The 13847-nt window shown below is 41.7% G+C and carries 12 protein-coding genes and 1 pseudogene; 3 read left to right on the forward strand and 10 right to left on the reverse strand.

Annotated features, from left to right (window positions below):
* Nucleotides 1-64 precede the first annotated feature (64 nt).
* Together mnmG and mioC are read right to left on the reverse strand one after the other, a co-directional pair.
* On the reverse strand, nt 65-1954 hold the full coding sequence (gene mnmG / locus BCU57_RS18690) for a tRNA uridine-5-carboxymethylaminomethyl(34) synthesis enzyme MnmG (protein WP_102436394.1): 1890 nt from the start codon (nt 1952-1954) through the stop codon (nt 65-67).
* A 490-nt stretch (nt 1955-2444) separates the two neighbouring features.
* A complete protein-coding gene (gene mioC / locus BCU57_RS18695) occupies nt 2445-2885 on the reverse strand; it encodes an FMN-binding protein MioC (protein WP_102436396.1) in 441 nt (146 codons plus the stop codon).
* Between the two features lie 357 nt (nt 2886-3242).
* Here mioC and BCU57_RS18700 point away from each other — a divergent pair.
* Nucleotides 3243-4381, forward strand: a pseudogene (locus BCU57_RS18700) (alanine/glycine:cation symporter family protein).
* Nucleotides 4382-4476: 95 nt separating this feature from the next.
* Here BCU57_RS18700 and fghA read toward each other — a convergent pair.
* Nucleotides 4477-5319, reverse strand: coding sequence for an S-formylglutathione hydrolase (gene fghA, locus BCU57_RS18705; RefSeq protein ID WP_102436400.1), 843 nt, complete (start codon nt 5317-5319; stop codon nt 4477-4479).
* Between the two features lie 77 nt (nt 5320-5396).
* Nucleotides 5397-6527 carry an S-(hydroxymethyl)glutathione dehydrogenase/class III alcohol dehydrogenase gene (locus BCU57_RS18710; protein WP_102436402.1) on the reverse strand — a complete coding sequence of 377 codons (1131 nt, stop codon included), beginning with the start codon at nt 6525-6527 and terminating at the stop codon, nt 5397-5399.
* 142 nt (nt 6528-6669) lie between these two features.
* Here BCU57_RS18710 and BCU57_RS18715 point away from each other — a divergent pair, with 142 nt between their 5' ends.
* Nucleotides 6670-7539 carry a LysR substrate-binding domain-containing protein gene (locus BCU57_RS18715; RefSeq protein WP_102436404.1) on the forward strand — a complete coding sequence of 290 codons (870 nt, stop codon included), beginning with the start codon at nt 6670-6672 and terminating at the stop codon, nt 7537-7539.
* A gap of 42 nt (nt 7540-7581) precedes the next feature.
* Here BCU57_RS18715 and BCU57_RS18720 read toward each other — a convergent pair whose 3' ends face one another.
* The 6 genes from BCU57_RS18720 to rpmH all read right to left on the reverse strand — a co-directional run bounded on the left by BCU57_RS18720 (nt 7582) and on the right by rpmH (nt 12005).
* Nucleotides 7582-8193 (reverse strand): PolC-type DNA polymerase III, encoded by a 612-nt coding sequence (locus BCU57_RS18720; RefSeq protein WP_102436406.1) that lies wholly within the window; start codon nt 8191-8193, stop codon nt 7582-7584.
* 8 nt (nt 8194-8201) lie between these two features.
* Complete coding sequence (mnmE, locus tag BCU57_RS18725) at nt 8202-9560, reverse strand: tRNA uridine-5-carboxymethylaminomethyl(34) synthesis GTPase MnmE (protein WP_102436408.1); 1359 nt, start codon at nt 9558-9560, stop codon at nt 8202-8204.
* Nucleotides 9561-9641: 81 nt separating this feature from the next.
* The gene (yidC, locus tag BCU57_RS18730) at nt 9642-11270 is read right to left on the reverse strand and encodes a membrane protein insertase YidC (RefSeq protein WP_102436410.1); all 1629 of its coding nucleotides are present in this window, start codon (nt 11268-11270) and stop codon (nt 9642-9644) included.
* A 3-nt stretch (nt 11271-11273) separates the two neighbouring features.
* Nucleotides 11274-11528, reverse strand: coding sequence for a membrane protein insertion efficiency factor YidD (yidD, locus tag BCU57_RS18735; RefSeq protein WP_076541774.1), 255 nt, complete (start codon nt 11526-11528; stop codon nt 11274-11276).
* On the reverse strand, nt 11495-11851 hold the full coding sequence (gene rnpA / locus BCU57_RS18740) for a ribonuclease P protein component (RefSeq protein ID WP_076541772.1): 357 nt from the start codon (nt 11849-11851) through the stop codon (nt 11495-11497). Before rnpA ends, yidD begins: the two co-directional genes overlap by 34 nt.
* Nucleotides 11852-11867: 16 nt before the next feature.
* Entirely contained in the window at nt 11868-12005 is a 138-nt protein-coding gene (rpmH, locus tag BCU57_RS18745) for a 50S ribosomal protein L34 (protein ID WP_011867659.1), read from the reverse strand.
* A gap of 448 nt (nt 12006-12453) precedes the next feature.
* On the opposite strand from rpmH, the gene dnaA reads away from it, so the two are divergent.
* Nucleotides 12454-13842, forward strand: coding sequence for a chromosomal replication initiator protein DnaA (dnaA, locus tag BCU57_RS18750; RefSeq protein WP_076541770.1), 1389 nt, complete (start codon nt 12454-12456; stop codon nt 13840-13842).
* Nucleotides 13843-13847: the final 5 nt, after the last annotated feature.

Here is a 13847-nt window from a genome sequence, read left to right on the forward strand (position 1 = left end):
GAAAATGACTAAGGGAAGCCTCAAAGCTTCCCTTATTGGTCAAAAGACAACTTTTTGCTGGGATTTATGCGCTTTTACGCAATAAACCACGCTTTTTAAGATGAACCAGCAAGATTGAGATCGCTGCCGGCGTCATTCCTGAAATTCTTGATGCTTGACCAATGGTTTCAGGTTTATGCTCATTCATCTTAGCGATCACTTCATTTGAAAGGCCTGGAACTTCTTGATAATCAAGATCAAGCGGCAAGATTGTGGTTTCATTACGAATCGCTTTATCAATTTCACCTTGCTGTCTTTGAATATAACCAGAGTACTTCACTTGAATTTGAACTTGCTCTGCAGCACGTGGATCTTCAATCCCCGGTCCAAAACCTTCTAAACTCATTAATTTCTTATAATCCATTTCTGGACGACGAAGTAGATCTTCAAATGATGCTTCACGAGAAATTGGGGTATTAAGCTCTGGGTTTAATACATCAAGCAAAGGTGAATTATTATGAACCCAATTACTGCGTAAACGTTGCAACTCAGTTTCAATCGATTCCATTTTTTCACTGAATAATGCCCAGCGATGATCATCAACTAAACCTAATTCACGACCTTTTTCTGTCAAGCGCAAATCAGCATTGTCTTCACGTAGTAGCAAACGATATTCAGCACGACTGGTGAACATACGGTATGGCTCTTTGGTACCTAAGGTTGATAAGTCATCAACTAACACCCCTAGGTAAGCTTGATCACGGCGTGGGCACCAAGCCTCTTTGCCTTGAACTTGCAATGACGCATTCATACCAGCTAGCAACCCTTGAGCACCGGCTTCTTCATAACCGGTAGTACCGTTAATTTGTCCAGCAAAGAACAAACCATTGATATTTTTAGTTTCAAGTGAATTTTTTAAATCTCTTGGATCAAAATAATCATATTCAATAGCGTAACCAGGACGAATGATTTCAGCATTTTCCATGCCTTGAATCGATCGCACCAAATTCAATTGCACATCAAATGGCAAACTGGTTGAGATCCCATTTGGATAGATCTCATTGGTAGTTAAGCCTTCAGGCTCAATAAAGATCTGATGCGATGATTTATCTGCAAAGCGATTTATTTTATCTTCGATCGATGGACAATAACGTGGTCCAATACCTTCGATCACCCCTGAATACATTGGGCTACGATCCATACCTCCACGAATAATATCGTGAGTTTTTTCATTGGTATGAGTGATATAACAAGATACTTGCTCAGGGTGTTGACTAACATCACCAATAAACGACATAACTGGCAAAGGTGAATCACCTTTTTGCTCAGCCATCTTGGAAAAATCAATGCTATTAGCGTCAATTCGTGGTGGAGTACCGGTTTTTAAGCGGCCAACACGAATTGGCAATTCTTTTAGTCGATTTGCTAAGGCAATCGCTGGCGGATCACCTGCTCGGCCACCACTGTAATTTTCTAAACCAATATGGATTTTACCACTAAGGAATGTGCCTGTAGTTAACACTACGCTTGGCGCTTCAAAAGCGAGTCCCATCTGAGTGACTACACCAATTACTGTATTATTTTCAACAACTAAGTCATCTACCGCTTGTTGGAAAATGCGTAAATTAGGCTGGTGTTGTAAAATCTGTTGGATTTTTTGACGGTAAAGCGCTCTGTCAGCTTGAGCTCGAGTCGCTCTGACTGCTGGGCCCTTACTGGAATTTAATGTTCGAAATTGGATACCTGCAAAATCTGTTGCAGTAGCCATTGCACCACCAAGAGCATCAATTTCTTTAACTAAATGACCTTTTCCAATACCACCGATGGCAGGGTTACAAGACATTTGACCTAAAGTATCAATGTTATGTGTTAACAATAATGTTTTTGACCCCATTCTTGCGGCTGCTAGGGCAGCTTCAGTTCCGGCATGACCACCACCAACAACAATTACATCAAACCGTTCATGAAAATGCATTTTGTGACCTTGGATAAAAGTAAATTCGATATTGCAAAATTTAACTAGATTTCAAATCTAGGGCTTGCTTGAGCCGAGTATTTTAGCACTTGGTTTGCTTTTCGGGAATGATCAATTTTCTAGTTTCGATCTAACGGGCTTCGCTTAATAGATCTTAAGATCTTTAAATAGATCTTTTTATTACTATTACTATTAGGATCGCACTTTTCTGTGGGTAACTCATTTATTTGTTTATTTTCATAGGTTAACGACAAAACGATCCTGTGATCAATGAAGGATCAAACTCAATATAACTTGGGGATAGATCGGCTAGTTATCCACAGGGGTGATCTTCGAGTAGATCACCTTAAGATCTGTACAGCGTTATGATCGGTAAAAATAATAGCTTATCCACAAAGTTATGATCGTATTTTGCTTTTTGTGGATAAGATGGGTTGTTATTGTGGGTATAAATAAAGATGTTAACCAAGCTCTCTGGCTTTTTGGGGATCTAAATGGAGGATTGCCATTCTGAAAGCCAAGCTAGTGCCGGATCTTCTGGGACAGGATCCTTTTGAACATCAATTTGGATCTTATTCACAAACTGTTTTGCACCGAGCTGATCGAGTCTTGAAATTATTTTTTCAGGCCCAAGACAAAAAGTGTCGTAACTTGAGTCGCCAATTGCGCACAAAGCAAATTTTAACTCGCTTAGATCGCTATTTGAGGTCAATAATTGCTGATAAAAGGGGGCTAAATTGTCTGGAAGATCGCCTGCGCCATGAGTTGAACTGACAATGATCCACAGTGATTTAGGGTCAAGATCATCCAAGTTTGCGGCTAAATGAATGCAGGTTTGGTGGCCTATTTCGTTAAGCTGAGCCGCCATATCGTCGGCCACATATTCGGTTCCGCCTTGAGTTGAGCCCACTAAAATATCTATTTTTGCCATGTTTTATCCTAGATGATTACTGTTAAACACTACTTATAGGGTTAGTTTACGCCTATTTAGCATTGCACAAAGTGGTTTTTATCCGTATTTTCAATAATTACAATTAACAAGAAATTAACTTTTATTATGTCTCTGGTTTCAATTACGGCTCAAATGGCTGATTTAGCATGGGGGCCTCACATGCTGGTTTTACTGGTAGGTGGTGGGCTTTTCTTCCTGATTTATTCACGTTTTATTCCTTTTCGCTACATTGGCCACGCTATAAATATTGTCCGTGGTAAATATCCTGATAAAGGCGCTGTGGGGCATATTAGCCACGCAGGGGCGTTATCCAGTGCCATGGCCGGCACCGTTGGTATGGGTAATATTGGTAGTGTTGCAGTGGCTATTATGGTGGGTGGACCGGGGGCCATCTTTTGGATGTGGATTAGCGCTATTGTGGGAATGGCGACTAAATTTTTCACCTGTACCTTAGCTATTATGTATCGCGGCAAGGATGAAAATGGTGATGTGCAGGGGGGCCCATGTACATAATCACTCAAGGTTTAAGCAAAAAATGGCACTTTTTAGCGGTATTTTTTTGTGTTGTTGGTCTTGTTGGTAATTTTCCGTTGTTTAATGCCAATCAATTAGTACAGATTATTCGTGAGTGGTTAATTGTTAAACCTGGCTATTTTCCCAGTGATCAATCCACCTTTTGGGTGGATTTAAGCTTAGGGATTGTGGTTATGCTGATCGTTGCCAGCGTGATATTAGGCGGGATTAAACGCATTGCTTCGGTGGCCACTAAAGTCGTGCCGTTAATGATCGTCATTTATATGGGCTGCGCTTTTTATGTTATTGCTGCCAATATTGCTGATATACCGAGTTATTTTAAGCTTATTATCACTGAAGCATTTTCACTTAATTCGGTTGGTGGTGGCATATTGGGCACCATGTTGATCGGTATCCGCCGAGCGGCTTTTTCAAATGAAGCGGGTATTGGCACTGAAGTAATGGCGCATGGTAGTGCCAAAACCAACGAACCAGTAAAAGAAGGCTTAGTGGCCATGCTGGGTCCTGCTATTGATACCTTATTAGTGTGCACCGCCACGGCAATGATCATTTTAATTTCGGGGGTGTGGCAAGGAACTGAAGCTGAGGGGGTTAATTTATCGGCTCAAGCCTTTGAAGTTACTATGCCTGGCGTTGGTCCGTATTTGCTGATCCTTTGCGTGGTATTTTTCAGTATCAGCACCATTTTTACTCAAGCATTTTATGGTGGTCAGTGCTTTGCATTTTTATTTGGTCGCAAAAGATTACGCCTATATCAATTATTTTTCTTGCTGGCGATACTGTTTGCTGCAACAGCAACCATTCAAGAAATCGTTAATATTATTGATGCTGCCTATGCCTTAATGGCGATTCCAACCATGACCTCTGCAATTTTATTAGCCCCTAAAGTCAGAGCCGCTTCTAAGAAGTACTTTGCAAAATTGGCGCAAAATAATTCATAAATGTGTCGTGAATTCTAAAATATATTCATTATAACGGATCAAAAAGGGAGTGATTATTCACTCCCTTTTTGTGTTCGGTCATAACAAATAATGACTTACTTTAATAAGTACTTTGCATGAAACCGAAGATGATCTTCAATAAAGCTACTGATAAAGAAATAACTGTGATCATAGCCTTCCTGCATGCGTAAGGTCAGCGGGTATTGCTGAGCTTTAGCGGCTTCAATTAAGCTTTCAGGTTTTAGTTGTTCAACTAGAAAGTTATCTTCAGTGCCTTGATCCACCAGCATAGGTACCTTAACCATCGAGTTTTTCATTAACTCGCTGCTGTCGTATTCAGCCCAGCTTGTTTGATCTGATCCTAAATAACCGTTAAAAGCCTTTTGCCCCCAAGGGCAACTTATCGGATTACAGATCGGACTAAATGCCGAAATAGATTGATATTGCTGCGGATTTTTAAGCCCGATGGTAATGGCGCCATGACCGCCCATAGAGTGGCCACTGATACTGCGCATGCTTGTCACTGGAAAATGCTGCTCAATAAAGGCTGGCAATTCTTTTACCACATAGTCATACATTTGATAGTGGGTATTAAAGGGCGCTTGGGTGGCATTAAGATAAAATCCGGCGCCTAAACCAAAATCATAAGCGCCATTGACATCATCTGCGACATTATCTCCGCGCGGGCTGGTATCTGGAGCCACAATAGCAATGCCAAGCTCTGCTGCAACTCGTTGAATGCCTGATTTTTGCATTACGTTTTCGTCGGTGCAGGTTAAGCCTGACAACCAATATAGCACCGGCACTTTTTGCGATGCTGCTTGTGGCGGCAGATAAATGGCAAAGCGCATTTGGCAGTTTAACGTATCAGAGTGATGGCTATATTGTTTTAACCAGCCGCCGAACATTTTATTACTACTGACGTTTTCTAAAGTCATTTGATTGGTCACTTTTTATAAAAATGCCCTTAGCATAAGGTTAAGGGCATGATATTAATCCAATACACGAATAAGATTTACTTATCGAAGTGAATGACACTGCGGATGCTTTCACCGCTGTGCATTAAATCAAAGGCATCATTTATTCCTTCAAGACCCATGGTATGAGTAATGAATTGATCTAGTTTAAATTCACCATTTAAGTATTGCTCAACAATACCGGGTAACTGACTACGCCCTTTAACGCCGCCAAATGCACTACCTTTCCATACTCGACCAGTAACTAGTTGAAATGGACGAGTTGAAATTTCTTGACCAGCACCGGCAACGCCGATAACAACGGATTCGCCCCAGCCTTTATGACAACACTCAAGCGCACTGCGCATAACGTTGACGTTACCAATACACTCAAATGAGAAATCTACGCCGCCATCGGTCATTTCCACAATGACATCCTCAATCGGTTTGTCATAATTTTTTGGATTAATGCAATCAGTCGCGCCAAGTTTGGTGGCGAGTTCAAATTTAGATTCATTTAAATCAATGCCGATAATGCGTGATGCTCCGGCCATAGTTGCGCCAATAATGGCAGATAAACCAATACCGCCTAGACCGAAGATTGCCACAGTATCGCCTTTTTGGACTTTAGCTGTGTTCAATACCGCGCCCATACCGGTTGTTACACCACAACCGAGTAAACACACTTCTTCAAGTGGTGCGTCTTTATTGACTTTCGCTAATGAAATTTCCGGTAATACAGTATATTCAGAGAAGGTTGAACACCCCATGTAATGGAAAATAGGCTGGCCATCTTTATAAAAACGGGTAGTGCCATCAGGCATTAAGCCTTTGCCTTGGGTTTCACGAACTGCACTACAAAGGTTGGTTTTACCTGAAGTGCAGAATTTACATGTACCGCATTCTGCGGTGTATAACGGAATAACATGGTCGCCGACTTTGACACTGGTAACACCTTCACCAACCATCTCTACAATTCCGCCACCTTCATGACCTAAAATAGCCGGGAAAACACCTTCTGGATCATCGCCAGATAAGGTAAATGCATCGGTGTGGCAAACACCAGAAGCGATGATTTTCACCATGACTTCACCCGCTTTTGGATACATCACGTCGACTTCTTCAACCGATAATGGCTGTCCTGGTCCCCATGCAATAGCGGCCTTAGATTTCATAAATTGTGCTGACATTGTGTTTGTCCTTTTAACGTTAACCATAAAAGTGGATCTACTTAGTGTAGATGAGGCTCAGTAGATGATGGATCTATTGTATTTATTTTCTGTCAGTTGATAATGGGCTGTAAATACAATTTACTTTTACGAGGTGGTAATAATGTTGCCATGGGAAGGGGTTTACGAATTTGTCGCGGTGGCTGAAACGGATAGCTTTACGGCAGCAGGTAAACGTTTAGCTATTTCGACCGCGCAAGTGAGCCGCCAAATTAGCCAAATTGAAAATAGGTTAAGCACAAAATTGTTTTATCGCACCACCCGTAAAGTGTCGTTAACTGAAGAAGGCCATATATTTTATCGCCATTGCCGCCAAGTTATCGATGGCCTTGAAGAAGCTGAGCGGGCTATAAGTAGTTTGCAAAATAAACCCCAAGGGTTAATTAAGCTTACCGCACCAGTGACCTATGGTGAGTCATTTGTGATGCCGATTGTCACTGACTATATGCAGCAGCACCCTGATGTTGAAGTGATTTGTGAGTTAACTAACAGGCAGTTAGATTTAGTGGAAGGCGGCTATGATTTAGCGATTAGGTTAGGGCGTTTACCTGATTCGAGCATGATGGCAAAGCGCTTAACCAGCCGTGAGCAGTTTGTTTGCGCCGCCCCTGATTATATTAATCGTTTCGGCGCGCCTTATTCATTATCTGAATTAGCTCAACACAATTGTTTGATTGGCTCGCAGCCGCACTGGCATTTTAATGAACAGGGCCAAGCTAGAAGTATTAAAGTGCAGGGCAATTTACAGTGCAGTAGTGGCATTAGTTTACTCAATGCAGCCATTAAAGGTTTGGGGATTGTACAACTACCGGGTTACTACGTGGCCGACGCGATAAAAGAGGGCAAGCTTTCAGTTATTTTAGAGTCGTATAAACAGCAGCAAGAGGGGATTTGGGCTTTGTATCCTCACAATCGGCATTTGTCACCCAAAGTGAGGTTACTGGTGGATAAGCTCGCCGCTGAATTACCTTAACGAGCCGTATTATGGGTTATTTTAGTTGCTATAAGTTAGCCGTTATAAAGATTGTAAGTAACCATTAACTTGGGCTTTAGGGCGCTTTGAAATCTGGTTAATCAGCTCAAAAGTAATCGCTTTATGGGGCAGTTGCTGTTGCAGCAGCTGCAGTTGATGATTCCATAAATGTGCTGTCATGGTGGCATCGGCTAATGCGCGGTGAAACACGCCATCATTAGGCAGCTGATGATATTCAACTAAGGTGCCTAATTTATGGTTTGGCGCATCTTGGCTAATGCGGCGCGACAGTAATAATGAACAGGCAAATTGGCCAGAATATTGTTGCTGACAATGCTCAAACTCGGCATCTAAAAACTTCTTATCAAAGCTGGCGTTGTGGGCCACTAAGTTAAAGTCTTCAATAAAATCGGCAAAGCGAGTCATGACTGCTTCACAAGAATCTGCCTCTTTAAGCATGGCATTGGTGATGCCGGTGTAATTTTCAATAAAACTGTTTACCGATCTACCCGGATTCATTAATTCTTGAAAGCTATCGACGATCACGCCATCAATGAGTTTTACCGCACCAATTTCGATGGCGCGATCTGCATTATTAGGTGATAAGCCTGTGGTTTCGAAATCGAGCACGATAACCTTATTTGCCAATATCATGAGCGATCCTATTTACCAATACAGAATGAGCTAAAGATTTTACCCAGCAGATCATCTGAGGTGAACTTACCGGTAATTTCAGATAGCGCCATTTGGCACATACGTAATTCTTCTGCTAATAACTCGCCGGCTAAATACACTTCTAACTGCTCTTTACCCAGTTGTAAGTGACTGGCAGCTAAATCTAGGGCTTCTAAATGACGACGACGGGCAATAAAACCGCCTTCAAGGTTACTTTGATAACCCATTAATGATTTAAGGTGCTGTTTAAGCTCTTCAACCCCTAAGCCGGTTTTCGCTGAAATGCGATAAACGCTATAGCCGTGCTCATCAGTGGTCATTACTGGCTCACCGGTTAAGTCCGCTTTGTTACGAATAACTGTGACGCCGAGTTTTTTCGGTAAACGGTCAATAAAATCTGGCCAAATATCGTGAGGGTTTACATAGGTGGTAGTGGTGCCATCAACCATAAATAACACTCTATCGGCGGTTGCTATCTCATCCCACGCACGCTCAATACCAATTTTTTCAACGGTATCAGCGGTGTCACGTAAACCGGCGGTATCTATAATATGCAGTGGCATGCCATCAAGGTGAATATGCTCGCGCAGTACATCACGGGTAGTCCCTGCAATTTCAGTGACAATGGCAGACTCTTTACCTGCTAGGGCATTTAATAGGCTTGATTTACCGGCATTAGGACGACCAGCAATTACCACTTTCATGCCTTCACGAATAATTGAGCCTTGCTTGGCACTGGCTTGGACTAAGTCTAATTTGGCGATGATGTTATACAGTGAGTTAGCGATTTTACCGTCAGATAAAAAGTCGACTTCTTCATCAGGGAAATCAATGGCTGCTTCGACGTATAAGCGCAAATTAGTCACTTGCTCGACTAACTGATGTACTTCATCAGAAAACTCGCCCTGAAGTGAGTTTAACGCGCTCTTAGCCGCTTGTTCACTGGTGGCATCAATTAAATCGGCAATGGCTTCTGCTTGGGTTAAATCCAGCTTGTCGTTCATAAAGGCTTGCTCGCTAAATTCACCGGGCTTAGCGATACGAATGCCATCTACTTCCATCACGCGTTTGATCAGCATATCAAGCACAATTTGGCCGCCATGGCCTTGAAGCTCTAATACATCTTCACCGGTAAAGGAGTTTGGTCCTTTAAAAAACAGTGCGATTCCCTGATCAATGACCTCGCCTGACGCGTTTTTAAAATCACAGTAATCGGCATAACGGGTTTTAGGTAAATGGCCTAATACGCTATGTGCGACTTCCGTGGCTTTATCGCCTGAAATACGAATGATACCTACGCCGCCACGACCTGGTGCGGTTGCTTGTGCCACGATAGTGTCTGTCATTGAGGAAAACCTTGTTGAAATAGTAAAGGAAAAGGCGGCTTAATAGCCGCCTTTGTTGATTATATCAGTTTGAGCTATGACTTATTTTAAGCCTTTTTTCTCTAAACCTGCATAAATAATCTTTTGCTGGGTAATAGCGACTAAGTTACCTACTAACCAGTATAGAACTAGACCGGCTGGGAACCATAGGAAGAACACAGTAAAGATAACTGGCATCCACTGCATCATTTTCACTTGCATAGGATCCATAGTCGGTGCCATTGGTTGCATTTTTTGCATTAACCACATAGACACACCCATTAATAATGGTAATACATAGTAAGGATCTTGAACCGACAAATCGGTAATCCAAAGCATGAATGGCGCATGGCGTAATTCATAGCTTTCTAGTAATACCCAATACAAGGCGATGAAAATTGGCATTTGCAGCAAGATAGGAAGACAGCCACCCATAGGGTTAACTTTCTCTTTCTTATACAGCTCCATCATGGCTTGACCCATTTTCTGGCGGTCATCACCTAAGCGTTCTTTCATTTCTGTCAGTTTAGGCTGCAAGTTACGCATTTTAGCCATTGACGAGTATTGTGCTTTGGTTAGCGGGTATAAAAGACCACGCACGGTTAGGGTAATTAAAATAATCGCCACACCCCAGTTACCTACAAAGGATTGATAGAACATCAATAACCAGTGAATTGGGATAGCTAACCACCAAAGGAAACCATAATCTACAACAAGGTTTAATGTTTCAGAAATTTTAGATAAAGCTTCTTGGTTTTTAGGGCCAACATAGAATTGGGCACTAATGGTTTGCTGTGCACCTGGTGCAATATCATGTACCGCGCCGCGGAAACCAACATTGGCTTGGCCGCCAGCACTCATGCTGGTAAAAATAGTATTTGAATCAGCTGCAGGCGGCACCCAAGCTGATACAAAGTAGTGTTGTAGCATTGCTGCCCAACCACCTAGTGTCTGTTGGTTTAGGTTACTTTTTGCAATGTCATCAAAGTCATACTTTTCGTAACGAACATCGCTAGTCGAGTATGCTGCACCACGGTAAGTTGGCATCATCATGCTGCTTTCAGATGCTTGTACAGTTTGTTTTATTTGACCATACATTTGCATTTGCAGCGGTGCTGAAGTGGTGTTGTTTACATTGTAATCAACAGTCACATCAAATTGACCACGGGTGAAGGTAAATACTTTGGTATATGCTGCGCCATTAGCATCAACATAATTAAGCGGTACTGATAAAGAGTCTTGGCCATCGGCTAACACATAATTTTCAGATTCTGCTGAAAATTGAGCGCGACCATGGCGGCTGCTATCAATACCATCGCGGCCAATAAGACCACTTTGTGAGATGTAATTAAATGAACCATTTTGTTCAAGTATTACGAATGGGTCATCACTGTCTATTTCAACTTTATGATCAACTAATGCAGCATAAACAATATCACCGCCTACTGGGCTGATTTTAATGTCTAGTTGATCTGTTTTCACAGTAATTAAATTTTGTGTAGCAGGTAATTGAACAGGCATGCCTGCATCAGCCTCTGGTACATCGCTAACGTTTTGTGACGCAACATTAGTAGTCTGTGACGTTGTTTGGGCCGCTACTGGTTGCGGGGCTTTATCGTCTTGCCATGCTTGCCACATTAAAAAGCTGACAAAAAGCAGAGCGATAAGCATTAAATTACGTTGAGATTCCATAGCCTATTTGTTACACCTGTCGTTTTTAGGGGGGACGGGATCACTTCCGCCGGGATGTAAAGGATGACATTTTAGTATGCGTTTCGCCGCAAGCCAACAACCTTTCGCAGTTCCATGCGTTTTTATTGCATCAATTGCATAATAAGAGCATGTTGGATTGAATCTACAGCGGGGTCCCAGCATAGGGCTGATAAAGAGTTGGTAGCCACGAATAGCCTTTGTGGCTAACCATTGTAACGGCGACTGAGTTTGCGCCATAACTTCTCTATTAATTTATGTAGGTCTGCATTTTCCATATCAACCACGCCATTTCTTACCAAGACAACTATATCAAGGTCTGGAATATCATGCTGGTGTAAACGGAAATTAGTTCTTATCACTCGTTTAATGCGATTTCGGTCACTGGCATTTTTAACAAAACGTTTTGCGACAGTTAATCCAATACGAGGATGTTGCTCTGAATTTGGAATAGCAAGCAGAGTTATTTCAGCAGAAGATGCTTTGATGGGATTTGAAAATACAGATTTAAATTGCGCGGGAGTTAGCAAACGCAACTCCCGCGTAAAAGCATAGCTAGTCACTATGAATATCTACTGATTAAGCAGATAAACGAGCGCGACCTTTTGCACGACGACGTGCAATCACTTTACGGCCGCCTACAGTGGCCATACGTGCGCGGAAGCCGTGAGAACGCTTACGCTTCAGGTTGCTTGGTTGAAAAGTACGTTTACTCATTTTGGCAATCCGTATATTTAGTAGTTAATAAACCTTACATTCTTGAAATAAGACGCAAGGGCAAAAAAGAGGCCGAATTGTAATCACTTTAATCACTACCGTCAACTAGGAAAATGACTATATGAACAATTTTTACCAATTTAACTTTGATAAGTACCCTAAAAATCTACCACAGGATGTGGATAACTCTGTGTACCAACACAATATGTAGTGGATCTAAGATAGTTTTACTAGATCAAAGTCGCGCTATTATAGATCAATGTTGATCGGTTAATAAAGCAGGATCTATGAACAATTCATAATAAATAGATCGATTTTGATCTTCAAAGATCACAGATATCCACATACAATGATCAGCTTGGGGATAAAATTTTTTTTATCGATAGCGATCATTGAGATCTAACGATAGAATACCCCTCCTTCAACAAACGGTATTTAAGGATTTTTAGTGGCGGTTTCACTGTGGCAACAATGTATCGGCAGACTGCAAGACGAATTGTCTGCGCAGCAATTCAGTATGTGGATCCGTCCGCTGCAAGCTGAAATGGATGGTGATACCTTGGTACTTTATGCGCCGAATCGTTTTGTGCTCGATTGGGTTCGTGATAAGTATATCAATATCATTAATCAATTTTTCACTGAACAGTTAGGTGGCAATGCGCCTAAGCTGCGTTTTGATATTGGTAGTCGTCCGTCTGCAGCTAAACCTGCAGCACCAGTGATTGCTGAAATAAAGAAACCTCAAAATACCCATACTAAAGCGCGCGTTAGTACTTCGTTTAATACTCAAGCTGAACCGGTTGAGCATGCTAACCACCGCAGTAACATTAATCCGACTTACCAGTTTGATAATTTTGTTGAAGGTAAATCAAACCAACTGGGTAAAGCGGCTGCACTTCAAGTGGCTGAAAATCCAGGTGGCGCCTATAACCCACTATTTTTATATGGTGGTACTGGTTTAGGTAAAACCCATTTATTACACGCTGTTGGCAATGGGATCATCAAAAATAATCCCAATGCCAAAGTGGTTTACATGCATTCTGAGCGCTTTGTTCAGGACATGGTTAAAGCACTGCAAAATAACGCCATTGAAGATTTCAAACGTTACTACCGCAGTGTTGATGCATTATTTATTGATGACATTCAATTTTTTGCCAATAAAGATCGTTCTCAAGAAGAATTCTTCCATACCTTTAACGCATTACTTGAAGGTAACCATCAAGTCATTTTAACTTCGGATAAATATCCCAAGGAAATCGATGGTGTTGAAGATCGCTTAAAATCTCGCTTTGGTTGGGGCCTAACCGTTGCCATTGAACCGCCAGAACTTGAAACCCGTGTGGCGATCTTAATGCGTAAAGCACAAGAGAGCGGCATTAATCTGCCTGATGAAGTGGCATTTTTTATTGCTAAGCGTTTGCGCTCAAATGTGCGTGAATTAGAAGGCGCATTAAATCGCGTTATTGCTAATGCTAATTTTACCGGACGTCCAATTACCATTGATTTTGTCCGTGAAGCATTACGTGATTTACTGGCGTTACAAGAAAAGTTAGTCACCATTGATAATATTCAGAAAACCGTTGCTGAATATTACAAAATTAAAATGGCTGACATGTTATCTAAGCGCCGTTCGCGCAGTGTTGCCAGACCACGTCAAGTGGCAATGGCATTATCAAAAGAGTTAACTAACCAAAGCTTGCCTGAAATTGGTGACGCATTTGGTGGTCGTGATCATACTACTGTATTACATGCATGCAGAAAAATTGCTCAGTTACGTGAAGAAAGTCATGACATTAAAGAAGATTATGCTAACTTGATACGTACCTTATCTTCTTAATATCG

The sequence above is a fragment of the Shewanella sp. 10N.286.48.B5 genome (genome assembly GCF_002874355.2).
Classification (GTDB): domain Bacteria; phylum Pseudomonadota; class Gammaproteobacteria; order Enterobacterales; family Shewanellaceae; genus Shewanella.